Source organism: Curtobacterium sp. MCSS17_015 (assembly GCF_003234265.2).
Classification (GTDB): domain Bacteria; phylum Actinomycetota; class Actinomycetes; order Actinomycetales; family Microbacteriaceae; genus Curtobacterium.
Map to the genome: position 1 here is coordinate 1,593,661 of NZ_CP126256.1, position 25,536 is coordinate 1,619,196.

The 25,536-nt window shown below is 69.6% G+C and carries 24 protein-coding genes; 14 read left to right on the forward strand and 10 right to left on the reverse strand.

Annotated elements, in window-relative coordinates; translation table 11 throughout:
• The first annotated feature begins 89 nt into the window (after positions 1-89).
• The 9 genes from DEJ18_RS07505 to DEJ18_RS07545 all read left to right on the forward strand — a co-directional run bounded on the left by DEJ18_RS07505 (position 90) and on the right by DEJ18_RS07545 (position 9,193).
• Complete coding sequence (locus DEJ18_RS07505; RefSeq protein WP_111080840.1) at positions 90-854, forward strand: YebC/PmpR family DNA-binding transcriptional regulator; 765 nt, start codon at positions 90-92, stop codon at positions 852-854.
• A gap of 4 nt (positions 855-858) precedes the next feature.
• Entirely contained in the window at positions 859-1,491 is a 633-nt protein-coding gene (gene ruvC / locus DEJ18_RS07510) for a crossover junction endodeoxyribonuclease RuvC (protein WP_111080839.1), read from the forward strand.
• Positions 1,488-2,105: a Holliday junction branch migration protein RuvA gene (gene ruvA, locus DEJ18_RS07515; RefSeq protein ID WP_111211516.1), complete on the forward strand. Its 618-nt coding sequence runs from the start codon at positions 1,488-1,490 to the stop codon at positions 2,103-2,105. The genes ruvC and ruvA overlap by 4 nt, the downstream gene beginning before the upstream one ends.
• On the forward strand, positions 2,102-3,139 hold the full coding sequence (gene ruvB / locus DEJ18_RS07520) for a Holliday junction branch migration DNA helicase RuvB (RefSeq protein WP_111080837.1): 1,038 nt from the start codon (positions 2,102-2,104) through the stop codon (positions 3,137-3,139). The genes ruvA and ruvB overlap by 4 nt, the downstream gene beginning before the upstream one ends.
• Before the next feature lie 67 nt (positions 3,140-3,206).
• Positions 3,207-3,593 carry a preprotein translocase subunit YajC gene (locus DEJ18_RS07525; RefSeq protein ID WP_111211515.1) on the forward strand — a complete coding sequence of 129 codons (387 nt, stop codon included), beginning with the start codon at positions 3,207-3,209 and terminating at the stop codon, positions 3,591-3,593.
• 91 nt (positions 3,594-3,684) lie between these two features.
• Positions 3,685-5,436: a protein translocase subunit SecD gene (secD, locus tag DEJ18_RS07530; protein ID WP_111211514.1), complete on the forward strand. Its 1,752-nt coding sequence runs from the start codon at positions 3,685-3,687 to the stop codon at positions 5,434-5,436.
• Positions 5,436-6,434, forward strand: a complete 999-nt coding sequence (secF, locus tag DEJ18_RS07535; RefSeq protein WP_111080834.1) for a protein translocase subunit SecF — start codon at positions 5,436-5,438, stop codon at positions 6,432-6,434. The genes secD and secF overlap by 1 nt, the downstream gene beginning before the upstream one ends.
• Entirely contained in the window at positions 6,434-6,793 is a 360-nt protein-coding gene (locus DEJ18_RS07540) for a rhodanese-like domain-containing protein (RefSeq protein WP_111211513.1), read from the forward strand. Before secF ends, DEJ18_RS07540 begins: the two co-directional genes overlap by 1 nt.
• 45 nt (positions 6,794-6,838) lie before the next feature.
• Entirely contained in the window at positions 6,839-9,193 is a 2,355-nt protein-coding gene (locus tag DEJ18_RS07545; protein ID WP_258371076.1) for a RelA/SpoT family protein, read from the forward strand.
• A 124-nt stretch (positions 9,194-9,317) separates the two neighbouring features.
• Here the strand turns inward: DEJ18_RS07545 and DEJ18_RS07550 are convergent, their stop codons facing one another.
• The 3 genes from DEJ18_RS07550 to deoC form a co-directional block, all read right to left on the reverse strand.
• Positions 9,318-9,875 carry a type IV toxin-antitoxin system AbiEi family antitoxin gene (locus DEJ18_RS07550; RefSeq protein WP_111211512.1) on the reverse strand — a complete coding sequence of 186 codons (558 nt, stop codon included), beginning with the start codon at positions 9,873-9,875 and terminating at the stop codon, positions 9,318-9,320.
• Between the two features lie 160 nt (positions 9,876-10,035).
• A complete protein-coding gene (locus DEJ18_RS07555; protein ID WP_111080831.1) occupies positions 10,036-10,983 on the reverse strand; it encodes an ROK family protein in 948 nt (315 codons plus the stop codon).
• 154 nt (positions 10,984-11,137) lie between these two features.
• Complete coding sequence (gene deoC / locus DEJ18_RS07560) at positions 11,138-11,914, reverse strand: deoxyribose-phosphate aldolase (protein WP_502866263.1); 777 nt, start codon at positions 11,912-11,914, stop codon at positions 11,138-11,140.
• Between the two features lie 42 nt (positions 11,915-11,956).
• Between deoC and DEJ18_RS07565 the strand changes: the two genes are divergently transcribed.
• From DEJ18_RS07565 to DEJ18_RS07580, 4 genes are all read left to right on the forward strand, one after another.
• Positions 11,957-13,489: an SDR family oxidoreductase gene (locus DEJ18_RS07565; protein WP_111211511.1), complete on the forward strand. Its 1,533-nt coding sequence runs from the start codon at positions 11,957-11,959 to the stop codon at positions 13,487-13,489.
• Positions 13,486-14,085, forward strand: coding sequence for a GDSL-type esterase/lipase family protein (locus DEJ18_RS07570; protein ID WP_111211510.1), 600 nt, complete (start codon positions 13,486-13,488; stop codon positions 14,083-14,085). Before DEJ18_RS07565 ends, DEJ18_RS07570 begins: the two co-directional genes overlap by 4 nt.
• Positions 14,082-14,540 (forward strand): DUF6804 family protein, encoded by a 459-nt coding sequence (locus DEJ18_RS07575; RefSeq protein WP_181431082.1) that lies wholly within the window; start codon positions 14,082-14,084, stop codon positions 14,538-14,540. The genes DEJ18_RS07570 and DEJ18_RS07575 overlap by 4 nt, the downstream gene beginning before the upstream one ends.
• A 130-nt stretch (positions 14,541-14,670) precedes the next feature.
• Positions 14,671-16,221 (forward strand): stealth family protein, encoded by a 1,551-nt coding sequence (locus DEJ18_RS07580; protein ID WP_111211549.1) that lies wholly within the window; start codon positions 14,671-14,673, stop codon positions 16,219-16,221.
• A gap of 76 nt (positions 16,222-16,297) precedes the next feature.
• Here DEJ18_RS07580 and DEJ18_RS07585 read toward each other — a convergent pair whose 3' ends face one another.
• The 5 genes from DEJ18_RS07585 to ctaE form a co-directional block, all read right to left on the reverse strand.
• Entirely contained in the window at positions 16,298-17,257 is a 960-nt protein-coding gene (locus DEJ18_RS07585) for a phosphodiesterase (protein WP_111211509.1), read from the reverse strand.
• Between the two features lie 191 nt (positions 17,258-17,448).
• Positions 17,449-19,140, reverse strand: coding sequence for a cytochrome bc1 complex cytochrome b subunit (gene qcrB / locus DEJ18_RS07590; RefSeq protein ID WP_111080827.1), 1,692 nt, complete (start codon positions 19,138-19,140; stop codon positions 17,449-17,451).
• Positions 19,137-20,204 (reverse strand): cytochrome bc1 complex Rieske iron-sulfur subunit, encoded by a 1,068-nt coding sequence (gene qcrA, locus DEJ18_RS07595; RefSeq protein ID WP_111080826.1) that lies wholly within the window; start codon positions 20,202-20,204, stop codon positions 19,137-19,139. The genes qcrB and qcrA overlap by 4 nt, the downstream gene beginning before the upstream one ends.
• 33 nt (positions 20,205-20,237) lie before the next feature.
• Complete coding sequence (qcrC, locus tag DEJ18_RS07600) at positions 20,238-21,053, reverse strand: cytochrome bc1 complex diheme cytochrome c subunit (protein ID WP_111211508.1); 816 nt, start codon at positions 21,051-21,053, stop codon at positions 20,238-20,240.
• A gap of 20 nt (positions 21,054-21,073) precedes the next feature.
• Entirely contained in the window at positions 21,074-21,712 is a 639-nt protein-coding gene (gene ctaE, locus DEJ18_RS07605) for an aa3-type cytochrome oxidase subunit III (protein WP_110824950.1), read from the reverse strand.
• Positions 21,713-21,782: 70 nt separating this feature from the next.
• On the opposite strand from ctaE, the gene trpD reads away from it, so the two are divergent.
• A complete protein-coding gene (gene trpD, locus DEJ18_RS07610; protein WP_111211507.1) occupies positions 21,783-22,847 on the forward strand; it encodes an anthranilate phosphoribosyltransferase in 1,065 nt (354 codons plus the stop codon).
• A 185-nt stretch (positions 22,848-23,032) separates the two neighbouring features.
• Here the strand turns inward: trpD and glpK are convergent, their stop codons facing one another.
• Together glpK and DEJ18_RS07620 are read right to left on the reverse strand one after the other, a co-directional pair.
• A complete protein-coding gene (gene glpK / locus DEJ18_RS07615) occupies positions 23,033-24,544 on the reverse strand; it encodes a glycerol kinase GlpK (RefSeq protein WP_111080823.1) in 1,512 nt (503 codons plus the stop codon).
• Positions 24,545-24,661: 117 nt separating this feature from the next.
• On the reverse strand, positions 24,662-25,387 hold the full coding sequence (locus tag DEJ18_RS07620; RefSeq protein WP_111080822.1) for an MIP/aquaporin family protein: 726 nt from the start codon (positions 25,385-25,387) through the stop codon (positions 24,662-24,664).
• Between the last annotated feature and the right edge of the window lie 149 nt (positions 25,388-25,536).

The following is a 25,536-nucleotide window of genomic DNA, read 5'->3' on the forward strand; positions in this document are numbered from 1 at the left end:
GTCTCGGGCCGCGCCAGCGAGGCGGGCCCTGGCCGTGCCTCCCGGGTCGGTAGACTGGACCGGATTTTCGGCTAGACGCAAGGAGAACCGTGTCCGGGCATTCCAAGTGGGCAACGACCAAGCACAAGAAGGCGGTCATCGACCAGCGCCGTGCGAAGTCGTTCGCCAAGCTCATCAAGAACATCGAGGTCGCCGCGAAGATGGGCGGTGCCGACCTGTCGGGCAACCCGACGCTCGTCGACGCGGTCCAGAAGGCCAAGAAGACCTCGGTGCCGAACGACAACATCGACCGCGCGATCAAGCGCGGCGCCGGCCTGACCGGTGAGTCGATCGAGTACACGACGATCATGTACGAGGGCTACGGCCCGAACGGCGTCGCGCTGCTCATCGAGTGCCTCACCGACAACAAGAACCGCGCCGCTGCCGAGGTCCGCACCGCGATGTCGCGCAACGGCGGCACCATGGCCGACCCGGGCAGCGTCGCCTACAACTTCAACCGCAAGGGCGTCATCTCGGTCACCAAGACCGACGGCCTCTCCGAGGACGACGTCATGACGGCCGTGCTCGACGCGGGTGTCGAGGACGTCATCGACCAGGGCGGCGGCTTCGAGGTCATCACCGAGGCGTCCGACCTCGTCGGAGCGCGCACCGCGCTGCAGGAGGCCGGGATCGACTACGACTCCGCCGACGCAGAGTTCGTGCCGAACCTCAAGGTCGAGGTGGACGCCGAGACCGCCCGCAAGGTGTTCAAGCTCATCGACGCGCTCGAGGACTCCGACGACGTCCAGAACGTCTTCGCGAACTTCGACGTGCCGGCGGACGTGCAGGCCGAGCTCGACGAGGACGAGGACTGAGACGGTGCTCCGCGTGCTCGGGGTCGACCCCGGGCTCACCCGGTGCGGTGTCGGCGTGGTCGAGGTCACGCCGGACCGGCGCGCCCGCCTCGTGCACGTGACGGTCGTCCGCACCCCGGCGGACATGGCCCTGGAACTCCGACTGCTCCACATCGCCGAGGGCATCGCGGAGCAGATCGACGAGCACCGACCGGACGCCGTCGCCGTGGAGCGCGTGTTCGCCCAGGCGAACGTGCGCACCGTGATGGGCACCGCCCAGGCGTCCGGTCTCGCGCTGCACGCTGCCGCTGCCCGCGGGCTGCCGGTCGGACTGCACACGCCGTCCGAGGTCAAGGCCGCCATCACGGGCTACGGCAACGCCGACAAGCGGCAGGTCCAGGCCATGGTCGCGCGCGTCCTCGGTCTGGCCGAGGCACCGAAGCCCGCCGACGCCGCGGACGCGCTCGCCCTGGCGGTCTGTCACGCCTGGAGGCTCGGATCGCCCGACGCGGTGAGCACCGGACCACAGACCCTCACCCCGGCGCAGCGCGCGTGGCGGGACGCGCAGGCGGGTGCTGCCGGCCGGAGCGCGTCGTCGCCGCTCGTCCGGAGCGGCGGGCCGAGGACGTCCCCGGTCCGGCCTAGGCTCGGAGCATGATCGCGAGTCTCCGGGGCACCTGCATCGACGTCGCCGGGTCGACCGCCGTGGTGGAGGTCGGGGGAGTCGGGTACGCCGTCACCGTGACCCCCGCCCACGCCCTGACGATGCGCCACGGGGCCGAGGTGTTCCTCCGCACCGCCCTGATCGTCCGCGACGACGCGTTCGAGCTGTTCGGGTTCGACTCCACCGACGCCCTCCGCGTGTTCGACCTGCTGCGGAGCGTCTCCGGCGTCGGTCCGAAGTCCGCCCTCGGCGTCCTCGGTCAGATGACCGCCGCGCAGGTGGCGAACGCCGTGGCGAACGACGACGACGCCGCGTTCCGCAAGGTCTCGGGCATCGGGCCGAAGACCGCCAAGCTCATCATCGTCGCCCTCGCCGGCAAGCTCGCGGCGTTCGAGGCCCCCACCGCCGCCGGACCGTCGACGGCCGCCGCCCACCCGGCGACGGAGGACGTCGTCATCGCGCTGGTCGGGCTCGGCTGGCGCGAGGACGCGGCCCGCTCCGCCGTCGACGACGCCGTCGCGACCGAACCCGGCGTCGCCCAGATGGGGACGCAGGCGCTCCTGCGTGCCGCGCTCGGCAGCCTCCGTCCCGCCGGAGCCGGGCGATGAGCGGCGGGATCACGGCCGCGGACGCCCAGTCACCCGAGGAACTCGCGTTCGAGGGCGCACTGCGACCGAAGTCGCTCGACGAGTTCGTCGGCCAACGGAAGGTCCGGGGGCAGCTCGACCTGCTCCTCAAGGCGGCGGCCATGCAGGACCGGACGCCGGACCACATCCTGATGGCCGGGCCTCCCGGGCTCGGCAAGACGACGCTCGCGATGATCGTCGCCCACGAGTCCAACCGACCGCTCCGCATGTCGAGCGGGCCGGCGATCCAGCACGCCGGCGACCTCGCCGCGGTGCTGTCGTCGCTCATGCCCGGCGAGGTGCTCTTCATCGACGAGATCCACCGGATGGCCCGTTCGGCCGAGGAGATGCTCTACCTCGCCATGGAGGACTTCCGGATCGACGTGATGGTCGGCAAGGGCGCAGGTGCCACGAGCATCCCGCTCGACCTCGCGCCGTTCACCCTGGTGGGGGCGACGACCCGGGCGGGACTGCTGCCGAACCCCCTGCGCGACCGCTTCGGTTTCACCGCGCACCTCGAGTTCTACGAGCGTGACGAGCTCGAGCAGGTCCTCATCCGAGCGGCACACCTGCTCGAACTCGACTTCGACCGGTACGCCCTGCGGGAGATCGCCGGTCGCTCCCGGGGGACACCGCGCATCGCGAACCGCCTGCTCCGGCGGGTCCGTGACTTCGCGCTCGTGCACGGCACCCGGGACGGCATGGCCGCGGTGCAGGGTGCACTCGAGCTGTACGACGTCGACGAGTACGGCCTCGACCGACTCGACCGTGCCGTGCTCGAGACGATGCTCACCCGCTTCGACGGCGGTCCCGTCGGCCTCAACACCCTCGCGGTGTCGGTCGGCGAGGAGTCCGAGACCATCGAGTCGGTCGTCGAGCCGTTCCTCGTGCGGATCGGTCTCGTCACCAGGACGCCCCGCGGGCGCATCGCCACGCCGCAGGCCTGGCGCCACTTCGGTCTCACGCCCGGCCAGGCCGCGGCGCAGCCCGGACTCTTCGACGCCGACGGAGCGTGAAGTACCGTACATCCGCGTGCTCTAGACTGCTCGCGCCCGAAACCGCTCGACCGACCGGAGGGTCCCCATGGACCAGTACTTCCTCATCATCATCATCGTGGCGTTCGCGGCCTTCATGTTCTACAGCAGCCGCAAGCGCAAGAAGCAGCAGTCGGAGACCGCCAGCCAGATGGTCCCGGGCGCTCGCGTCATGCTCTCCTTCGGCCTCTACGGCACGCTCGTGTCCGTCGACGACGAGAAGGTCACCGCAGACGTCGAGATCGCGCCGGGGACCGTCATCACCGTGCACCGCCAGACGCTCTCCCGCGTGGTGCCGGAGGAGACCCCGGAGGCCGTCGACACGACCGCCACGACCGAGCACGAGACGGACGACGTCACGGAGCTGAACGGCGAGCCGATCTACGGCGAGCGGGTCGAGGACGTCGACACCACGAAGCGCAAGACCGAAGACTGACCCACGACGCCGTCGGGCTGCCGACGGTGCGACACCATGGGCCCCGTGCGTTCCGACGCGCGGGGCTCACGACAGAAAGACGAGACGACCGGTGGCACGATCGACACCCGTCAAGAAGGCGCTTCGCTCGCTCACCTGGTTGGTGATCATCATGGCGATCCTCGCGGGGCTGAACACCGCCGCGTCGATCCTCGCGAGCACGTCGAAGGACGCCTCCGACAAGTGGTACGACGGGGCGAGTTGGGTCCCCGAGCTGGCACTCGACCTGCAGGGCGGCACGCAGATCACGCTCGCCGCGCAGAGCACCGAGGGCTCGGCCGTCACCTCGGAGCAGCTGCAGCAGGCGGTGAACATCATCCGCCAGCGCATCGACGCCACCGGTGTCTCGGAGTCCGAGATCAACACCCAGGGCGCGAACAACATCGTCGTCTCGATCCCCGGCAAGCCCGACCAGGAGACCATCCAGCGGATCGAGGCAGCCGCCAAGCTGACCTTCCGCCCGGTGCTCTACACCGAGGCCGCGTCCGACAGCGCGGTGGGTGACGACGGCTCGCAGTCCGCGTCACCGACGCCGTACTCGCCGCCCGCGTCGCTGCAGGCGACGCCGAGCGCCGAGCCGACCAACGGCAGCGACCTGGCATGGGTGACGCCGAAGCTGCAGGACCTGTACACGAACTACAAGTGCTCCGCCCCGGACGACGTCACCGCCGCCCCGGACGACGAGCCGCTCGTCACCTGCGACGCCGACGGGACCGCCAAGTACATCCTCGGCCCGGTCGAGGTCTCGGGTGCGGACATCAGCAACGCCACCTCCGGGCTCGCCTCGACCTCGCAGGGCACGACGACCGGTGAGTGGGCGGTCAACCTCACGTTCAACGGTGCCGGCACGAAGGACTTCGCGTCCGTCACCAACCGCCTGGTCTCGCTCGCGCAGCCGCAGAACCAGTTCGCGATCGTCCTCGACGGCACGGTCATCACGGCCCCGTCGACCAACGCCGCGATCACCAACGGCAAGGCCCAGATCACCGGTGCCTTCACCGCCGACTCCTCGAAGACCCTCGCCGACCAGCTGAAGTACGGCGCGCTGCCGATCAACTTCCAGGTGCAGTCGAACGAGGTCATCTCCGCGACGCTCGGCACCGCCCAGCTCGTGGGTGGTCTGATCGCCGGACTGATCGGTCTCGGTCTGGTCATCATCTACTCGGTGATCCAGTACCGCGCCCTGGCCTTCGTCACGGTCCTGTCGCTCGGCGTGGCCGCAGCACTGACCTACCTCATCATCGCGATCATGTCGTGGCGGGTCGACTACCGGCTCTCGCTCGCCGGCGTGGCCGGTCTGATCGTCGCGATCGGCATCACGGCGGACTCGTTCATCGTGTACTTCGAGCGCATCCGCGACGAACTCCGCGACGGCCGGGCGCTCGAGAGCGCGGTCGAGTCCGGCTGGAAGCGTGCCCTCCGCACGATCCTGGCGTCCGACTCGGTCAACTTCCTCGCCGCCGTCACGCTGTACGTGCTCGCGGTGAGCGATGTGAAGGGCTTCGCGTTCACGCTCCTCCTGACGACCCTCATCGACGTCGTGGTCGTGGCCCTGTTCACGCACCCGATGATGCAGCTCATCGCCCGCAGCCGCTTCTTCGGCGAGGGACACCGGTTCAGCGGACTGGACCCGGCCGCCCTCGGCGCGGTGTACCGCGGACGCGCGCAGTTCCGCGCACCCATCGTGGACGGCAAGCGCCAGCGCAGTGCGCGCGAGGCCGCTCGCCGCCAGACCATCGCCGAGCGCAAGGCCTCGGGCAGCACGGGCAACGACAACGGCACCGGCAACGGGAAGGACAGCTGATGGCGAGCTTCAGCCAGTTCGGCAGCGACCTCTACACGGGCAAGCGCTCCTACGACTTCGTCGGTCGACGGAAGACCTGGTACCTCATCGCGGTCGCCTGCATCGTGATCTCCCTCGCGGTGCCGTGGCTCCGCGGTGGCTACCAGCTCGGCATCGAGTTCACCGGTGGTTCGGAGTTCACGGTCTCCGACGTCAAGACCACCGACCAGAACATCGCCACCGAGACGGTCGAGCGGGTCGTGTCCGACGAGGCGCCGCGCGTCTCGCAGCTCGGCACCCACGGCATCCGCGTGCAGACCGGTCAGCTCACGAACGCGCAGACCGACGAGATCGCCTCGGACCTCGCCGAGGCGTACGACGTGCCGGAGTCCCAGGTCGCCGCGACCTTCATCGGTGCCACGTGGGGTGCCGACGTCCTGGCGCAGGCCATCCGCGGCCTCGTGATCTTCCTCGCCCTGGCCGCCGTCTTCATGGCGCTCTACTTCCGCACCTGGAAGATGTCGCTCGCCGCGATGACCGCGCTCATCCACGACCTGCTCATCACGGCGGGCGTGTACGGCATCGTCGGTCTCGAGGTCACCCCGGCGGCCGTCATCGGCTTCCTGACGATCCTCGGCTACTCGCTCTACGACACGGTCGTGGTGTTCGACAAGGTCCGCGAGAACACCGCGATCGAGTCGCACCGGACGTTCAAGCAGTCCGTCAACCTCGCGATCAACCAGACGCTCGTTCGGTCGATCAACACCTCGGTCGTGGCGCTGCTGCCGGTCGCGGCGATCCTGTTCATCGGGTCGTACGTCCTCGGCGCCGGCACCCTGCGTGACATCTCCCTCGCGCTCTTCATCGGCATCATCGTCGGCACCTACTCGACGATCTTCCTGGCGGCGCCGATGTACGCGCACCTCCGCGAGAACGAGCCGAAGGTCGTCGCGGGTGACGCCAAGAAGGCGCAGGCCGCCGCGAAGCAGCGTCCGGTCGAGGCGGGAGCGGACGCCTGATGGCCGTCCACGAGGTCGACGTCGCCGAGGCGCTCCGCCGTCTCGACGAGGGCGCTGCCCTGATCGACGTCCGTGAGCAGTCGGAGTGGGACGACGTGCACGCACCGCAGGCGACACTCCTGCCCATGTCGGAGCTGCAGTCACGCTGGGGCGAGGTGCCGACGGACGACGACCACCCGGCGGTCGTGGTCTGCCACAGCGGGTACCGCTCGGCGCAGGTCGCCGCTGCGCTCGAGCGGGCCGGGGTCGCGGCCGTCAGCCTGGCGGGTGGCATGGTCGCCTGGGAGCAGTCCGGCGCTCCGGTCGTCCGCCCCGGTCGGGCCGCCGCCGCTGACGGCGAACGTGGTCACGAGCACTGACCCGACGCGCGTAGTGTTGTCGGATCGAGTCCCGGGAGGCGCAGCATGACCGACACGCGTGAGTCCTCGCAGCCGGATGCCGGAGCCGCCTCCCGCCCGGACGCCGGGTCGCGGCCCGGATCGGCTCCTCGTCCGTCGAGTCCGCCGCTCGGCGCGAACACCACCGGCAACCTCGGGTCGCTCCGGTCGCTGCTGCCGCGGCTGTTCTCCCGCGCCCAGCCCGCCGGTGCCGTCGACACCCTGATCCGGACGGTCCGCTCACACCACCCGAAGGCGGACACGACGCTCATCGAGCGGGCGTACTCGGTCGCGGAGCGGGCGCACGACGGGCAGAAGCGCAAGTCCGGTGAGCCGTACATCACGCACCCGGTCGCGGTCGCGCAGATCCTGGCCGACCTGGGCATCGGCACGATCACGATCGCCGCCGCGCTGCTCCACGACACGGTGGAGGACACCGACTACCAGCTCGACCAGCTGCGCGAGGACTTCGGCGACGAGATCGCGATGCTCGTCGACGGGGTCACCAAGCTCGACAAGGTCAAGTACGGCGACAGCGCACAGGCCGAGACCGTGCGCAAGATGGTCATCGCGATGTCGAAGGACATCCGCGTCCTGGTGATCAAGCTCGCCGACCGGCTCCACAACGCCCGCACGTGGGGCTTCGTCGAATCCGCCTCCGCCACCCGCAAGGCCAAGGAGACGCTCGAGATCTACGCGCCGCTCGCGCACCGCCTCGGCATCCAGATGATCAAGCTCGAGCTCGAGGACCTGTCGTTCGCGGTCCTGCACCCGAAGCTCTACGTCGAGATCGACAGCCTGGTCAAGGAACGGCAGCCGAAGCGCGAGCAGTTCGTGCAGAACGTCACGGCGACGCTGAAGAAGGACCTCAAGGCCGCGAAGGTCCGCGGCGACGTGATGGGCCGGCCGAAGCAGTACTACTCGATCTACCAGAAGATGATCGTGCGCGGCCGCGAGTTCGACGAGATCTACGACCTCGTCGGCATCCGGGTCCTCGTCCCGACGGTGCGCGACTGCTACGCCATGCTCGGCGCCGTCCACGCGCGGTGGACACCGCTGCCCGGTCGCTTCAAGGACTACATCGCGACGCCGAAGTTCAACCTCTACCAGTCGCTGCACACCACGGTCCTCGGGCCGCAGGGTCGCGCGGTCGAGATCCAGATCCGCACCCACGAGATGCACCAGCGGGCCGAGTTCGGTGTGGCCGCGCACTGGAAGTACAAGCAGCGCGTCACCGGGCGCGATGCCGAGAGCTCGTCGCAGTCCGACCAGGACATGGCGTGGCTCGCGCACATCACCGACTGGCAGGCGGAGACGAGCGACCCGGCCGAGTTCCTCGACTCGCTGCGGTACGAGATCGGGGCGAAGGAGACCTACGTCTTCACCCCGCAGGGCAAGGTCATCGGGTTGCCTGCGGGCGCCACGCCCGTCGACTTCGCGTACGCCGTGCACACCGAGATCGGGCACCGCACGATGGGTGCCAAGGTCAACGGCCGTCTCGTGCCCCTCGAGAGCCAGCTGTCGAGCGGCGACGTCGTCGAGATCTTCACCTCGAAGAACCCTGATTCGGGTCCCAGCCAGGACTGGCTCACCTTCGTCCGGAGCCCGCGGGCGCGCAACAAGATCAAGCAGTGGTTCACCAAGGAGCGCCGCGAAGAGGCGGTCGAGCAGGGCCGTGACGCCATCGCACGTGCGATGCGGAAGCAGAACCTGCCGCTCCAGCGCATCATGAGCCAGGACACCATCTCCGAGGTGGCCTCGGCCATGCGCTACGACGACGTCTCGGCGCTGTACGCGGCCGTGGGCGAGGGGCACGTCTCGAGCCAGTCGGTCATCGAGAAGGCGCTCGGCAGCATCCAGACCGAGACGGAGACGGACGAGCCGGAGCTCGCCTTCCCACGGCACGTCACGAGCCGACAGCTGCGCAACAGCGACAGTGGCGTGCTCGTCCGCGGCGCGCCCGACATCCTCGTCAAGCTGGCGAAGTGCTGCACCCCGGTCCCGGGTGACCAGATCGTCGGGTTCATCACGCGTGGTCAGGGCGTCTCGGTCCACCAGGCGTCGTGCACGAACGTGAAGTCGTTGATGAACGAGCCCGACCGGATGATCGAGGTCGAGTGGGCACCCTCGTCGAAGTCGGTGTTCCTCGTCCAGATCCAGATCGAGGCGCTCGACCGCTCCGGCCTGCTGAGCGACGTCACGCGCGTGCTCACCGACCACCACGTCAACATCCTGTCCGCGACGGTGTCGACGTCGTCCGACCGACTGGCGCTGTCCCGCTTCGTCTTCGAGATGGGTGACACGACGCACCTGGACCGCGTGCTCAACGCGGTCAGACGCATCGACGCCGTGTACGACGTGTACCGGGTCAGCGCCGGCTGACGCTGCTCCGGCGGCCACGGCCGAGCAGTCCGGTCACGTCCGCTCTGCGGGCGCAGACCGTCGCGTGGGTCGCGTGGGCGCACGTGTCCGCGGCTCCACGGACCGAGGCGGGCACGGCGAGCAGTCACGGCCCGACGGCGGCCAACCCGGTCTCCCGGAACCGTCGCTGCGCCTGCCGGCCCATCGGCGACCGCTCGGACCGGACGAGCAGCGTCACGAGGTGTGACGGGTCCACCTGCGCCGTGACGACCAGACCGCGGAGCGCGTCGGCCTCGGCAGCACCGAACCCGCGCCGGTCGCGGAGGAGGTCGAGGGCCGTCGCGACCGGGCTGAGGACCCGGGAGCCCGCCCGGACGACGACGTCCTCCGCCCCGAGGGTGACCTCGCGGACCGCTGACCAGGCGCCGCGACGCCGGAACCGCTCGCTGGCCGGGACGCAGCTGGCATGGGGCAGCGGCGGGCGGGAACACGCACCCCAGATCCAGGCGGCAGTTAGACCCGCGGCGACGAACCGGGCATCCGCGACGCTCCACCCGTAGGACGCGGCGCGCAACGCGGAGTCCTGCGGCTCGGCGACGGAGGCCCAGCACGCGCCCACGGGGACGAGTTCGCCCGCGAGCACCGCCGCGTGCAGCTCCGCCGCCGGCCAGTCGTCCGTCGTGACGAGGCGGGAGGTGGGCACAGGGACGATGATGCCGCATCGGACCGCCGTGGACGACGACCGTGTGGAGAAGCGCCGACGGACGGACCGGAGCGACCCCGCGACCGTCAGTCCGAAGCCGCCAGGTCAGGAGCGGACCGGGGAGGGGACGCCGCTCACGACCGACGTCATGGGCGCCGGGTCAGCGCAGGACGTCGGCGCGGTGCACGAGCGCAGCGGCACCGATGAGGGGCCCGTCCTGGGACAACCCGGTCGGGACGATCCGCACCTTCGTGACGAAGGGGAACTCCGTCCGCTCGGCGACGGCCTGGCGGGCGTACTCGAACAGGTCGGGGGAGACGTGCGAGAACCCACCGCCGATGGCGACGACCTCGAGGTCGACCAGGCTCGTGGCCGCGGCGATCGCCTGGCCGAGAGCGCGCCCACTCCGCCGCACTGCCGCGACCGCGATCTCGTCGCCCGCGGCGTAGGCGGCGGCGAGCTCCTCGCCGGTCGTGCCGGTGAAGCCCTGTCGTCTGGCCCACGCGACGGTCTTCGGACCGCTGGCCACAGCCTCCAGGCAGCCGGTGCCGCCGCAGGCGCACGGGTCGTCGTAGCCGCCGCACTCGACGTGCCCGATGTGTCCCGCGTTGCCGGTCGGACCGCTCACGGTCCGGCCGTGGAGGATGAGCCCGCCTCCGACACCGGTCGACACGATCATGCCCATGACGTGCTCGGAGCCCTGGGCCGCTCCGACCCAGTGCTCGGCGAGGGTGATCGCGAGACCGTCCATGCGGAGCGTGACGGGGACACCGTCGGGGACGTGGGCTGCGACGCGGTCGCGGAGCGGGTAGCCCCGCCAGACCGGCATGTTGAGGGGCGAGACGAGCCCGTCGACCTCGTCGACCGGCCCGGCCGAGCCGATGCCGACCCCGACCAGGGTCGCGTCGGCAGGCAGGGCGGCCAGGGTCGCGAGCACGACCTCGTCGACCGCGGCCTGCAGCTCCTCCGACGTCCGGCCGGGTCCGGTCGGGCTGCGGTGCCGGGTGGCCGGGAGGACGACGCCCTGGTCGGTGACGAGTGCCGCCTCCACCTTCGTGCCGCCGAGGTCGACGGCGAGGGCGAGGGACGAGGACGTGGTGCTGGACATGCGCACTCCGGTGTGGCGGTCTGGAGGCCCGGCAGCGGTCCGGGACGCTGAGGTGGCGTCCGGCGCGGCCGACCTGGTGAGGGGAACGGGCGAGCGGTCGGGCTGACGGGGCCCGCGGTCGTGCGCGCGGCCGGCGGAGACCGGCCGCGAGGCGTCAGTACGACGAGGTGTCGTCGCCGCGGTCGGAGGCAGCGCCGGTGGCGGCTCGGTGCGCGACCTCGTCGAGGATGCGCGCCGAGGCACTCGTGCCGATGCGGGTCGCACCGGCATCGACCATCTGGAGCAGCGTGTCGAGGCCGCGGACACCGCCGGAGGCCTTGACGCCGGTGTCGGCGCCGACGGTCTCGCGCATGAGGCGGATGTGCTCGACGGTCGCGCCGCCGCCGGCGAACCCGGTCGAGGTCTTGACGAAGGCGGCACCACCGGCGACCGCGGCACGGCTGGCGGCGACGATCTCGTCGTCGGTCAGGTACGCGGTCTCGAGGATGACCTTCACCACGGTGTCACCGGCGACGTCGACGACGGCGCGGACGTCCCGCTCGACCCGCTGCCAGTCGCCGGACTTCGCGGCACCGATGTCCTGGACCATGTCGAGCTCGAAGGCGCCGTCCGCGAGGGCCTGCAGCGACTCGGCGACCTTGGCGGCCGTCGACGTGGTGCCGTGCGGGAAGCCGATGACCGTCCCGACGCCGACGCCCGTGCCCTGGAGACGCTCGACCGCGTGGAGGACGTCCCCCGGGCGGACGCAGACGCTGAAGACCCGGTGGGCCGCCGCTTCGTCGAGCTGGGCGTCGACGTCCGAGCGGCTGAGCTCGGGCTTGAGGATCGCGTGGTCGATGAGCCGGCGCACGGCGTCGGCACTGATCTCGCCGGCACTGATCTCGCCGGTGCTGGTCTCGTCGGGGTTGGCGGGGAACGCTTGGTTGTCCACCCGGCAAGCCTACAAGGAGGCGTGGGGCGTACCGTTCCTGCCATGCGCGTCCTCGTCACCGGGGCCACCGGGTACATCGGTGGTCGACTGGTCCCCAGACTCCTCGACGCCGGACACGACGTCCGGGTCCTCGTCCGCAACCCCCGGAAGCTGCAGGACGTCCCCTGGAGCGACCGGGTCGACGTGGCCGAGGGCGACCTGCAGGACGCCGTCGCCGTCGGTGCGGCAGTCGCGGGCATCGAGGCCGTCTACTACCTCGCACACGCCATGGGTGCGGACGGGGACTTCGAACAGGCGGAGCGGGACGCGGCGCAGACCATGGCGCGGGTCGCCCACGAGGCCGGTGTCCAGCGGTTCGTCTACCTCGGCGGCCTGCACCCGGACGGCGACCTCAGCAAGCACCTGCGTAGCCGCAAGGAGGTGGGCGAGATCCTGCTCGGGTCCGGCGTCCCGACGGTCGCGCTCCAGGCCGGGGTCGTGATCGGTTCGGGCAGCACCTCGTTCGAGATGATCCGTCACCTCACCGACGTCCTGCCCTGGATGCCGGCGCCGCGCTGGGTCCGGAACCACATCCAGCCGATCGCCGTGCGCGATGTCCTTTACTACCTGGTCCAGGCGCTGACCATCCCCGCCGAGGTGAACCGGACGTTCGACATCGGCGGCCCCGACGTGCTCCGGTACGGCCAGATGCTCAACGGGTACGCGGTCGAGGCGAAGCTGCCGCAGCGTCCGATCTCCGTCCTGCCGGTGCTGACCCCGCGGCTCGCCGCGCACTGGTTCAACGTCGTCACCCCGATCCCGCGCAAGCTCGCGACACCGATCATCGAGTCCCTCCAGTTCGAGTGCGTCCAGCGCGAACACGACATCGACGACGTCGTCCCCCAGCCGGAGGGCGGCCTCACGCCCTACCGCCGAGCGGTCCGACTCGCGCTCGCGAAGATGCGGACGGGCGAGGTCGAGACGAGCTGGCGCAACGCGACGCTGTCGAGCGGCTCCGCGGACCCGCTGCCGAGCGACCCCGAGTGGGCCGGGCACACCGTCTACGTGGACGACCGGAAGCGGCACTCGTCCGCGCCACCCGAGGCCGTCTGGAGCGTGGTCGAATCGATCGGTGGTGAGAACGGCTGGTACTCATTCCCCCTCGCCTGGGTCGCGCGCGGCTGGCTCGACAAGATCGCCGGAGGTGTCGGCCTGAGCCGTGGACGTCGTGACCCGAAGCGCCTGGAGCAGGGCGACGCACTCGACTGGTGGCGCGTCGAGCGACTCGTCCGTGGCCGCTACCTCCGGCTCCGTGCCGAGTTCAAGTCGCCGGGTCGTGCGTGGCTCGAGATGACCGTCACGCCGGCGGACGACGGCGGCAGCGACTACCACCAGCGCGCGATCTACTTCCCGCAGGGGCTGGCCGGGCGGCTGTACTGGTACGGCATCCTGCCGTTCCACGGCGTCATCTTCCCGGGCATGGTCGAGCGGATCACCGCCCGGGCGGAACGGGAGGCGCACCGCACCGATTCGACGCAGCGCAACTCCACGTACCAGGATGACCAGGCGCAGCCAGCGCACGAGGAGACAGCATGAGTGACGACGGCACGACCAGGGCTGGGGGAGTCCTCTTCCTCGGCGACAGCATCACCGCGGGCGGCGCATGGGACCAGTGGCTCCCGGACGAGCGCACGCTGAACCTCGGCATCGACGGGGACACGACCGACGGGGTGCTGGGTCGGCTCGACGAGGTCGTCGCCGCCGCACCCGAGGTGATCGTGCTCCTCATCGGCACCAACGACTTCGGTCACCACCGGGCGAGTGCCGAGCACGTGGTCCGGAACGTCGAGACCGTCCTGGTCCGGCTCCGCCGCGAGCTGCCGGGCGTCCGCCTGCTCCTCGTGTCGATCCTGCCGCGCCAGGCCGAGTACACCGCGAAGACCGAACAGGCGAACCGGCACCTGCGCCAGTTCGTGGCGACCTGTCACGCGCAGTACCTCGACGCCTGGCCCGCGCTGGCCGACGGGGACCACCTCGACGCACGGTTCACCGAGGACGGGCTCCACCTCAACGAGGACGGCTACCGCGCCTACGTCGCCGAGCTCGTCCCGGCGATCGAGCGCGTCCGCGAACTCCCGCCGATGTCGCGCCCCATCTCGCTGGCGGACCTGCGGGAGGCCCGGGGACGATGACGGCACGCAGAGGACGACCGGCGATCGGCTCGTCGCAACAGCAGGCGGGGACTCGGTCGCGACCGACGGCCGGAGCGTCCGACACCGGAGCCCGCCGCGGGTCGTCAGGACCGGAGCGCCGTGGAGCGGGCGCGCTGCCGGACTTCACCCGCCCGGCCCTGGCACCGTCGTTGTTGGCCGCGGTCGTCCTGCTCGCCTGCGTCGCGTTCGTCGACGCGTCGGCCTTCGTCTTCGCCCGCTGGGGCGTGACGGTGCTGGCGCTCATCGTGCTCGTCTTCGCGATCCGGGGTCGTGCATGGTGGGCAGCGGTCCTCACGGCGGCCGTCGCCGTCTGCTGGAACCCCGTGGTCACCGTGCCGTTCCCCGGCGAGGTCTGGGCGGGCCTCCAGCTCGTCGCGGCCGCGCTGTTCATCGTGGTCGGCATCGCCGTGAAGGTCCCGCGCGCGGCGGAGTGAGCGTCGCGCGGTCAGCCGCGGCACCTCGTGCGACCGGTGCGTCACCGGGCCCGCGGTCCGAGCGGCCGCACGGACGGTAGGATCGCAAGTGCTGTGCACGGAGCACGGCAGTGCGACCTGGAAGGCGTGGATGAGCGACGAGACCGAGCCGGTGACCGAGAGTCCTCTGCTGACCCCTCGACCGTCCTCCGGCGGTCTCGACCGACCCGACGTCGTCCTGCGCAAAGGCCGTCTGACGCTCATCAACGGGCACCTGACGCCGCAGCAGTCCATGATCGAGGACCTCCTGTTCCTCGACGACGCGCTCACCGCCGGTGACGTCGACCACCTGCTCATCCGCGGCAACGACCAGCGCCCGGTGATCGCGGTCGACGAACGGGACCGCCAGCGTGCTGAGAGCGTCGTGATGGCCGCTGCGGCCGGTGAACCGTTCTACGCCAAACCCCCCGGCAAGCCGGCCGTGCTCGTCCTCGACGACGGGTTCGGCTCGGTCGACGAGCCGGTGCTCCGGCTGTTCCGACCGCGCCTCGAACCGATGGGTCGACTCCGCTACGGCGCGGAGACCAGCGTGCAGCTCGAGTTCTGGCGGGTCACCGAGACCGAGGTCCTCGCACCGGTCGAGAACGCCCTCATGCGTCGCAGCCTGCCGATCGAGGAGTTCGTCCTCGACGACATCGACCGGTACGGCCGATCCTGGAGCACCGTCGAGCACATGTTCGACGACCACGTCTCGGACATCCGCTTCCCGATCGACATCGTGTTCTCGTGGGTGGACGGCAACGCCGTCGAGTACCAGCGCGCCCGTCAGGCCGCACAGGCGAACGCGGTGCTCGGGGAGGGCGACGACGCGCCGGCCCGCTTCCGGCAGATCAACGAACTGAAGTACGCGCTCCGGTCGGTGCACATCTTCGCCCCGTGGATCCGGACGATCTACATCGCCACGGACTCTCCGGCACCGGAGTGGCTCGCCGACCACCCGAAGGTCCGAGTCGTCCGCAGCGAGGAGTTCTTCGCCGACCCGTCCGTGCTGCCGACACACAACTCGCAGGCGGTGGAGTCGCAGCTGCACCACATCCCCGGGTTGAGCGAGCACTTCATCTACTCGAACGACGACATGTTCTTCGGTCGTCTCATCGACCCGTCGGTGTTCTTCAGCCCAGGGTCTGTCACGAAGTTCATCCTCGCCGACACCCGGATCGGCCTCGGGGTCAACAACGCCGCACGCAGCGGGTTCGAGAACTCGGCCCGGGTGAACCGGCGCCTCCTCCAGCAGCGCTTCGGTGCCGTCACGACCCGCCACCTCGAGCACGCGGCGACCCCGCTGCGGAAGAGCATCATGACCGAGATGGAGCACGAGTTCGCGGACGAGTTCCGCAGCACGGCCGGTTCCCGGTTCCGCGCGGCGGACAACATCTCGGTGACGAACTCGCTGTACCACTACTACGCACTGCTGACCGGCCGCGCGATCATCCAGGAGAACGCGTCGGTGAAGTACATCGACACGACGATGCAGGCCGGACTGCGCACGCTCGACGAACTCCTCAAGAAGCGGAACGTCGACTTCTTCTGCCTGAACGACGGGAGCTTCCCCGAGGTCAGCGACGAGGAGCGCACGACTCGCGTGACCGACTTCCTCGAACGCTACTTCCCGTTCCCCGCGCCGTGGGAGCGCACCGACTGACCGTGGCGTCGTCGGCATGACGGACGGACGGGAGGCGCGGTGCCAGCTGGCACCACGCCTCCCGTCCGTCACGTGGTCAGCGGTGGATCGGCGAGACCGGGATCGTGTCGAGGGTGAACACCGGCATCGAGGACGTCACCGGAGCGGGCTCGACGGCTGGCGGGATGACGACGCCCGCGGCGGCGAGCCTGGCTTCCGTCTCGATCGAGGAGACCGGCTCACCGACCGTCGCGTACGTGCCGATCGGCACCACGGAGTGCACGACCTGGTGGCCGTAGACGTGCATGAGGTTGAACGACTGTGCGCCGTCCCGGCCGCGGGTGCCGCGCTGAAACTCGTTGAGGTCCTGGGTGTAGCACGTGGCGCTCGCCACGGAGACGGGGATGCCGGCGAACACGGCGCTCGTCGAGTAGTGCAGGTGCCCGGCGATGATGGTCATGACGTCGCTGCCCTCGACCACCTCGGCGAGGGCCGCCTGGTCGCGCAGTTCGACGAGGACGGTGAGGTCCTGCACGCTCGGCACGGGCGGGTGGTGCATCGCCAGGATGGTGCCGTGCGGCGCCGCCTCGGACAGGACCTCGGCGAGCCAGTCGAGCTGCTCGGGGGAGACCTCGCCGTGGTGGTGGCCGGGGACGCTGGTGTCGAGCGTGATGACGCGGAGGCCGTTCACGTCGTAGACGAAGTCCACGGGCCGATCGGTGGGCTGCAGGCCGAACAGCTCCTGGCGGAAGGCACCGCGCTCGTCGTGGTTGCCCATCGCCCAGATCACCTGGGCACCGATGCGGTCGGCGGCGGGCTCGATGATGGCCCGGACACGGGTGTAGGCGCCGGGTTCGCCCTTGTCGGCCACGTCGCCGGTGACGACGATCGCTTCCGGTCGGGCACCTGACGCCTCGATCTCGGCGATGATCTGGCCGAGGCGTTCCGCCGAGTCGACCGCCCCGTAGAGGGGGCCGTCACCGGCGAGGAGGTGGGTGTCGCTGAGGTGGAGCAGGAAGTGGTTCGGCCTGGGGTGTTCAGCCGTCCGGGCGTCCATCGGGTCTCTTCTTCCGTTGGCAGCGAGTGCGTGGTGCAACACGATGCCACACCGTCCTCGACGATTCCAACACCGCCGTGTGAACCCCCCGTGAACTGGGGCGGCATGTCCGATGTCCGCGGGGTGAGGCGAACGCGAACACCCCCCGACCACGAAGTGGACGAGGGGTGCTGGCGTTCTTGCCGAGGAGCCTAGTGCGTCCCGGCACCGACCTGCGGGGCCTGGTGGGTCCCTTCGAGGTCAGGACCGTGGTGCGCGGCGTGCGCGGCCTCGAGCTCCGCCTTCGACACCGGCTCGATCCGGTCCTCGAAGAAGAAGCGGGACACGCGTGCCCGGGCCTTCTGCATCGAGCTGATGCGACCACGAGCGTCGGGACGGATCATCAGCGGCTTGTAGTCGTTGAACTCCAGCAGACGCCACCGCTCGTACTCGTCGAGCTGCTCGTGCACCTCGATGAACTCACCGTGCGGCAGGCGCACGATGCGACCCGACTCGTACCCGTGCAGGACGATCTCGCGGTCCTTCTTCTGCAGGGCGAGGCACACACGCTTGGTGATCCAGAACGCCACGAACGGACCGAGGACCGTCGCCGCCTGGAGCACGTGGATCACGTGGTTGATCGAGACCATGAAGTGCGTCGCGATGAGGTCGGAGGAGGCAGCCGTGAACAGCGCGCCGTACAGCGTGATGCCGGCGACACCGAGGGCGGTACGGGTCGGGGCGTTGCGCGGACGGTCGGCGATGTGGTGCTCGCGCTTGTCCCCGGTGACCCACGCCTCGATGAACGGGTAGACGAAGATCGCGACGATCAGGCCACCCAGGACCGCGATCGGGACGAGGATGTTGAACGACACCGTGTAGCCGAACCAGACGACCTCCCAGTGCGGCGGCACCAGACGGAGCGCGCCGTCCGCGAAGCCGATGTACCAGTCAGGCTGGGTTCCGGCGGACACGGGGGAGGGGTCGTACGGGCCGTAGTTCCAGATCGGGTTGATCGTGAACAGCGACGCGATGGCGGCGAGGATGCCGGCGACGATGAAGAAGAACCCGCCACCCTTCGCGGCGAACGCCGGGAGGATCGGGACGCCCACGACGTTCTCGTTGGTCTTGCCCGGACCCGCGTACTGCGTGTGCTTGTTCACGACGACGAGCACGAGGTGCACGCCGAGCACCGCGACCAGGATCGCCGGCAGCAGCAGGATGTGGAGCGTGTACAGGCGGCCGACGATGTCGGTGCCCGGGAACTCACCACCGAACAGCAGGTAGGCGATCCAGACGCCGATCACCGGGATGCCCTCGATCATGCCGACGATGATGCGGAGACCGTTGCCGGAGAGCAGGTCGTCGGGAAGCGAGTAGCCGGTGAAGCCCTCGGCCATGGCGAGGATCCAGAGCACGAAGCCGAAGACCCAGTTGAGCTCGCGCGGCTTGCGGAACGCGCCGGTGAAGAAGACGCGAGCCATGTGCAGCATGACCGAGGCCACGAACAGCAGGGCCGCCCAGTGGTGGATCTGTCGCACGAACAGGCCGCCGCGGATCTCGAACGAGATGTCCAGGGTGGACTGCAGGGCGACCGACATCTCGACGCCCTTCATCGGGACGTACGAGCCGTCGTAGACGACCTCGGTCATGGACGCCTGGTAGAAGAACGTCAGGAAGGTCCCGGAGAGCAGGACGACGACGAAGCTGTAGAGCGCCACCTCACCGAGCATGAAGCTCCAGTGGTCGGGGAAGATCTTGCGCCCGACCTCCTTCACCAAGCCGGAGATGCTCGTGCGCTCGTCGATGTAGTTCGCGGTGTAGTTGATCAGGCGCGAACCACGGTCAGGAGCCGGCTTGTTCGACGACTCGGTGTTGGGGGTGGTTGTCGTTGTGCTGCTCATGAGCGGGCACGCTCCCAGAAGGACGGGCCGACCGGCTCGTGGAAGTCGCTCTGTGCGACCAGGTAGCCGTCGTCATCGACCGAGATCGGAAGTTGGGGGAGGGGGCGGGCCGCCGGTCCGAAGATGACCTCGCAGTTGTTCGAGACATCGAAGGTGGACTGGTGGCACGGGCACAGCAGGTGGTGCGTCTGCTGCTCGTAGAGCGCGACCGGGCATCCGACGTGGGTACAGATCTTGGAGTATGCGACGATGCCGTCGTAGCCCCAGTTCTCCTGGCCCTTGCCGGGGTTGAGGTCCTTCGGGTCCAGACGCATCAGGAGGACGGCGGCCTTGGCCTTCTCCTCGAGCATGTGCTCGGAGTCGAGCATGCCCTCGGGGATGACGTGGAACACAGATCCGATGGTGACGTCGGACGCCTTGATCGGCAGACCCGTCGGGTCCTTGGTCAGGCGCAGGCCCGACTTCCAGAAGGTGTGACGGAGCAGCTCGTTCGGGTCTTCCTTCGGCGCCAGGTCGCGCACCAGGACGATGCCGGGGAGCGGGAAGGCCACCAGCGCGCCGATGAGCGAGTTGCGGATCAGCTTGCGACGGCTGAAGCCGGACTCCTTGTCGGCGAGCTGGAACGCCTCGACCGCCTTGGCACGGGTCTCGTCCGAGCCCCGCGTGGTGTGACGCATCTCGGTGAGTTCCCGGTCGGAGACCAGGGTCTTCGACCAGTAGACGGCCCCGATGCCCAGTGCGAGCAGGGCGAGCGTGATCGAGAGTCCGAGGAACAGGTTCGCGGAGCGGACCGACCCGAAGTCGTTCGAATCGATCGGGAAGGCGATGTACGCGGCGATCGACAGGACGCTGCCGATGATCGACAGGTAGAAGAACGTGGCGACCTGGCGCTCGGCCAGACGCTGCTTCTTCGGGTCGACGTCGGTGCGGCGAGCGCGGTGCGGCGGCTCACCCGGGTTCTCGAACCGCTCCGACGGCAGGACGGCGGTCCCCGCCGGCTGCGTCGCGCCGTGCTTCTCGACAGCCGAGGACGAGTTCAGTGCCTCGTCGTCGTGCTCTGCCATGGTGTTCCCTTCAGTGTCGTGCGACACGGACGATCAGTTCTGCTTCGCGGTCAGCCAGACGGTCATCGCAACGACCGCGCCGAGCCCGAAGATCCAGATGAACAGACCCTCGGCGACCGGGCCGATGTCACCCAGGCCGAAGCCACCGGGCGACCGGTTGTCCTGCACGTACTTGAGGTACGTGATGATGTCGGCCTTCTGGTCCGGCGTGAGGTTCAGGTCGTTGAAGACCGGCATGTTCTGCGGGCCGGTGAGCATGGCCTCGTAGATGTGCTTGCCCGAGACGTCGCGCAGGTTCGGCGCGTACTTGCCCTCGGTCAGGGCGCCACCGGCGCCGGCGACGTTGTGGCACATGGCGCAGTTGATGCGGAACAGCTCGGCGCCCTCGGCCGCGTCACCTTCGGAGCCGTCCGTGAGCTCCTCGCCCGGGACCGACGGGCCGGGGCCGAGCGACGCGACGTACGCCGCCATGGCGTCGACCTGCTGGTCGGTGAACTGCTCGGGCTTCTCTTCACCCTGGGGTCCCTGTGCAGCGAGCGGCATGCGGCCGGTGCCGACCTGGAAGTCGACCGACGCGGCGCCGACGCCGATGAGGGACGGGCCTTCGCTCGTGCCCTGCGCAGAGAGACCGTGGCAGGTGGCGCAGTTCGAGGCGAAGAGCTTCTGACCCTCGTTCACCTGCGACTGGCTCGACTCGGCCACCGTGCTCGAGGTGCTGTCCTCGGCGTTGGCCGAGGTGCTGAAGAGCGCGTACGCGCCACCCGTCGTCATGAGGGCGACGGCGAGCAGGGACACGGTCGCCATGGGGGAGCGCCGGCCCTTGTTGTTCTTCTTCGATGTGTTGAACATGCTGTGGGGCTGCCTGATTCTCACTTGAGGAGGTAGATGACGGCGAAGAGACCGATCCACACGACGTCGACGAAGTGCCAGTAGTAGGACACGACGATCGCGGTGGTGGCTTCCTTGTGCCCGAAGTTCTTCGCGGCGAACCCACGCCCGAGCGTGAGGAGGAAGGCGATGAGGCCACCGGTCACGTGCAGGCCGTGGAAGCCGGTGGTCATGTAGAACGCCGAACCGTAGGCGCTCGAGGAGAGCGTCATGCCCTCGTGCCAGAGGTTGGCGTACTCGAAGATCTGCCCACAGACGAAGATGGCGCCCATGCAGTAGGTGACGAAGAACCACTCCGTCATGCCCCAGTCCTTCGGGTTCCAGCTGGTGCGGTGCACCTGGAACCGCTCCGCGGCGAAGACGGCGAACTGGCAGGCGAAGCTCGACAGCACCAGGATGATGGTGTTCACCGACGCGAACGGCACCTCGAGCTTGGCGGTCTCTGTCGCCCAGAGCTCGGGAGAGGTGCTGCGCAGCGTGAAGTAGATCGCGAACAGGCCGGCGAAGAACATGACCTCGCTGCCCAGCCACACGATCGTCCCCACGGCAACGGGGTTCGGCCTGTTCAGGACCGGACCGCTGACGGATCTGGAGAGAGGGGTGCTTGTCACGTCCTCCATTATGGCGGAAACCCCCGACAGTGTTTTCGCAGGCAACTGGCGGGTCCTCCAGAATCAGTACGATCGAGCCATGTCTGACGCTCTCTCCTGGCCTGCGGTGATCAGCGCGCTCATGGCGCGCGAGGACCTCTCGATCAGGCAGTCCACATGGGCCATGGAGCAGATCGTGCAGGGCCGGGCCACGGCCGCCCAGATCGCAGCCTTCGCCGTGGCGCTCCGCGCGAAGGGCGAGACGGTCGACGAGGTCGTCGGCTTCCGCGACGCCGTCCTCGACGCCGCGGTCCCGCTCGACGTCGACCCGATGGCGCTCGACATCGTCGGGACGGGCGGGGACGTCGTCGGCACGGTGAACGTGTCGACCATGGCGGCCATCGTCATCGCCGCCGCGGGCGTGCCGGTCGTCAAGCACGGCAACCGCGCCAGCTCGTCGAAGTCGGGCTCCAGCGACGTGCTCGCGGCGCTCGGCCTCGACCTCACGATGGACGCCGCGCGTGTCGCCGAGACCTTCCGGCGTGTCGGGCTGACCTTCGCCTTCGCCAGCGCGTTCCACCCCGGTTTCGCCCATGCAGCCCCGGTCCGGCGGGAGATCGGCGTGCCCACGGTGTTCAACTTCCTCGGTCCGCTGGTCAACCCCGCGCGGTGCGAGGCGAACGCGGTCGGCGTGGCGCAACTCGAGCTCGTGCCGATCATCACGGGCGTGTTCCAGACCCGCGGCGCGACGGCGCTCGTCTTCCGCGGTGACGACGGGCTCGACGAACTCACCACGACCGGACACAGCCACATCTGGCAGGTCTCCGGGGGCCGCGTCACGGAGCACGACCTCGACCCGCGGGACCTCGGCATCGCCCGCGCCCGGACCGAGGACCTGCTCGGCGGCGAGCCGGTCGAGAACGCCGCCATCGTCCGGCGCGTGCTCGCGGGGGAGACCGGGCCGATCCGCGACATCGTCCTGCTGAACGCGGCGGCCGGTCTGGTGTCCTTCCGACTGGCGCAGGACCCGACCGAGACGGACCGCCCGATCCTGCAGCGGTTCCGGGAGCAGCTGGTGGTCGCGGCGGCATCCGTGGACTCCGGTGCCGCCATGCGCAAACTGGACGAGTGGGTCGGCGCGGCGCCGGCCGCCACCTCGGCTTGAGACGCCGCCGAGACGCCGAGACGCCGAGTCGCCGCAGAGTCCCCGAGACGTCACCGGATCCGGCGGCGCCTCGTGGACACGGCGGCGTTCCCGGCGCACGCGCACGGCGCAACGACGGGAGGCCCGCACCGGTTCCGTGGAACCGGTGCGGGCCTCCCGTCTGTCGGTCGGTCAGCTGTGATGCGTCAGCGGACGTCCTCGTCGACCCAGTCGAAGGTCTTCGTGACGGCCTTCTTCCACAGGCGCAGCGTGCGCTCGCGCTCGGCGGCGTCGAGCTGCGGCTCCCACCGCTTGTCCTCCTGCCAGTTGGCGCGGAGCTCGTCGAGGTTGGCCCAGAAGCCGACGGCCAGACCGGCGGCGTAGGCGGCACCGAGGGCCGTCGTCTCGGCGACGACCGGGCGGACCACGGGGACGTCGAGGATGTCGGCCTGGAACTGCATGAGCGCGTCGTTGGCGGTCATGCCACCGTCGACCTTGAGCTCGGTGAGTTCGACGCCGGAGTCGGCGTTGACGGCGTCGAGGACCTCGCGGGTCTGCAGCGCCGTGGCCTCGAGGGCGGCACGCGCAATGTGGCCCTTGTTGACGAACCGGGTGAGGCCGACGAGCGCACCGCGGGCGTCCGGACGCCAGTACGGGGCGAAGAGACCCGAGAAGGCGGGGACGAAGTAGACGCCACCGTTGTCCTCGACCGTGGTGGCGAGCGTCTCGACCTCGGGCGCGCTGCCGATGATGCCGAGGTTGTCGCGGAGCCACTGGATGAGCGAGCCGGTGACGGCGATCGACCCCTCGAGCGCGTAGTGCGTCTCCTGGTCGCCGAGCTTGTAGCCGACGGTGGTGAGCAGCCCGTTCTCCGAGCGGACGATGTCCGTGCCCGTGTTGAAGATGAGGAAGTTACCGGTGCCGTAGGTGTTCTTCGACTCGCCCTGGTCGAACGCGGCCTGGCCGAACGTCGCCGCCTGCTGGTCGCCGAGGATGCCGGCGATCGGGACCTCGCGGAGGAGGCTCGAGGACTCGACGTGGCCGTAGACCTCGGAGGAGCTGACGATCTCGGGGAGCATCGACTTCGGCACACCGAAGTCGGCGAGGATGTCGTCGCGCCACTGCAGCGTCTCGAGGTCCATGAACAGGGTGCGGGACGCGTTCGTGACGTCCGTCTTGTGGACACCGCCGTCGGTGCCGCCGGTCAGGTTCCAGAGGACCCAGGTGTCGGTCGTGCCGAAGAGCAGGTCGCCGGCCTCGGCCTTCTCGCGCGCGCCCTCCACGTTCTCGAGGATCCACGCGATCTTCGTGCCGGAGAAGTACGTCGCCAGCGGGAGTCCGACGATCGCCTTGTAGCGGTCGGTGTCGCCGTCCGCGAGCTTGTCGACGATGGCCTGCGTGCGGGTGTCCTGCCAGACGATGGCGTTGTAGACGGCCTTGCCGGTCGTCTTGTCCCACACGACCGCGGTCTCGCGCTGGTTCGTGATGCCGACGGCTGCGACGTCGTGACGCGTGATGTCGGCGCGGGACAGGGCCTGGCCGATGACCTCACGCGTGTTGTCCCAGATCTCGGACGGGTCGTGCTCGACCCACCCGGCGCGCGGGAAGATCTGCTCGTGTTCCTTCTGCCCGACGGAGACGATCGAACCGGAGTGGTCGAAGACGATCGCTCGCGTGCTGGTGGTTCCCTGGTCGATGGCGACGATGTAGTCGGCCATTGGTGCTCCTTACGACGGTGTTCGGTGCTGCGGCCGGGCCGGGTCGACCCGGCCGCGTGGGTGGTGCAGGTGGGAGAGCGCGGCTGACGCGCTGGTGGTGCCGGGGCTCGCTCGGTGCTAGGACACCATCGGGAGGAGCGCACCGGAGACGACGGCGGCGAGGGCGCCACCGACGAGCGGGCCGACGACCGGGACCCAGGCGTAGGACCAGTCGCTCGTGCCCTTGCCCTTGATCGGCAGGATGGCGTGGGCGATGCGCGGACCGAGGTCACGGGCCGGGTTGATGGCGTAGCCGGTCGGGCCACCGAGCGAGACACCGATCGCGATCACGAGGAAGGCGACGGGGATCGCGCCGAGCTCGGCCGGGGTCTGCCCGTTCGTGAAGGCGATGACCACGAAGACGAGGACGAACGTGCCGATGATCTCGGTGACGACGTTCCAGCCGTAGCTGCGGATGGCCGGGCCGGTCGAGAAGACGCCGAGCTTCGCGGCGGCGTCGGGCTCGGCGTCGAAGTGCTGCTTGTAGGCGAGCCAGACGATGACCGCACCGATGATCGCGCCGATGAGCTGGGCGAGCCAGTAGAGGAGCATCTCACCGACGCTGATGTTGCCGAGGATCGCCTGGGCGAGGCTGACCGCGGGGTTGAGCTGGCCGCCGGACTTGTACGAGACGGTGACGCCGGCGAAGACCGCGAAGCCCCACCCGATCGTGACCATGAGGAAGCCGGCGCCGAAGCCCTTCGACTTCGTGAGCGAGACCGCGGCGACCACACCGCCACCCAGGATGATGAGCATCGCCGTCCCGACGAGCTCAGACATGAAATTGACGCCGATGCCGTCCATCGGTACCTCCGATTTGCTGTGTTCGGGGGCCCGGCCTGAGCACCGGCACTCCCCGTCGAGTGATTGAGCCCGAGCATAGTGCTGGGCTTTTCCCCGATGTGGGGGACACGGACGCCAGCAGCGTGAAAGTGAACGGACGTGCACCTGCG

Excerpts from the sequence above, each read along its gene's own strand:
- glpK (WP_111080823.1), bottom strand. The coding sequence starts at position 24,544 with ATGGCCGACTACATCGTCGCCATCGACCAGGGAACCACCAGCACGCGA.
- trpD (WP_111211507.1), top strand. The coding sequence starts at position 21,783 with ATGTCTGACGCTCTCTCCTGGCCTGCGGTGATCAGCGCGCTCATGGCG.
- DEJ18_RS07570 (WP_111211510.1), top strand. The coding sequence starts at position 13,486 with ATGAGTGACGACGGCACGACCAGGGCTGGGGGAGTCCTCTTCCTCGGC.
- DEJ18_RS07555 (WP_111080831.1), bottom strand. The coding sequence starts at position 10,983 with ATGTCCAGCACCACGTCCTCGTCCCTCGCCCTCGCCGTCGACCTCGGC.
- qcrC (WP_111211508.1), bottom strand. The coding sequence starts at position 21,053 with ATGTTCAACACATCGAAGAAGAACAACAAGGGCCGGCGCTCCCCCATG.
- DEJ18_RS07585 (WP_111211509.1), bottom strand. The coding sequence starts at position 17,257 with ATGGACGCCCGGACGGCTGAACACCCCAGGCCGAACCACTTCCTGCTC.
- DEJ18_RS07525 (WP_111211515.1), top strand. The coding sequence starts at position 3,207 with ATGGACCAGTACTTCCTCATCATCATCATCGTGGCGTTCGCGGCCTTC.
- ruvA (WP_111211516.1), top strand. The coding sequence starts at position 1,488 with ATGATCGCGAGTCTCCGGGGCACCTGCATCGACGTCGCCGGGTCGACC.
- secF (WP_111080834.1), top strand. The coding sequence starts at position 5,436 with ATGGCGAGCTTCAGCCAGTTCGGCAGCGACCTCTACACGGGCAAGCGC.
- qcrB (WP_111080827.1), bottom strand. The coding sequence starts at position 19,140 with ATGAGCAGCACAACGACAACCACCCCCAACACCGAGTCGTCGAACAAG.
- DEJ18_RS07620 (WP_111080822.1), bottom strand. The coding sequence starts at position 25,387 with ATGGACGGCATCGGCGTCAATTTCATGTCTGAGCTCGTCGGGACGGCG.
- qcrA (WP_111080826.1), bottom strand. The coding sequence starts at position 20,204 with ATGGCAGAGCACGACGACGAGGCACTGAACTCGTCCTCGGCTGTCGAG.
- DEJ18_RS07565 (WP_111211511.1), top strand. The coding sequence starts at position 11,957 with ATGCGCGTCCTCGTCACCGGGGCCACCGGGTACATCGGTGGTCGACTG.
- DEJ18_RS07580 (WP_111211549.1), top strand. The coding sequence starts at position 14,671 with ATGAGCGACGAGACCGAGCCGGTGACCGAGAGTCCTCTGCTGACCCCT.
- DEJ18_RS07545 (WP_258371076.1), top strand. The coding sequence starts at position 6,839 with ATGACCGACACGCGTGAGTCCTCGCAGCCGGATGCCGGAGCCGCCTCC.
- ruvB (WP_111080837.1), top strand. The coding sequence starts at position 2,102 with ATGAGCGGCGGGATCACGGCCGCGGACGCCCAGTCACCCGAGGAACTC.
- DEJ18_RS07575 (WP_181431082.1), top strand. The coding sequence starts at position 14,082 with ATGACGGCACGCAGAGGACGACCGGCGATCGGCTCGTCGCAACAGCAG.
- ctaE (WP_110824950.1), bottom strand. The coding sequence starts at position 21,712 with ATGGAGGACGTGACAAGCACCCCTCTCTCCAGATCCGTCAGCGGTCCG.
- DEJ18_RS07540 (WP_111211513.1), top strand. The coding sequence starts at position 6,434 with ATGGCCGTCCACGAGGTCGACGTCGCCGAGGCGCTCCGCCGTCTCGAC.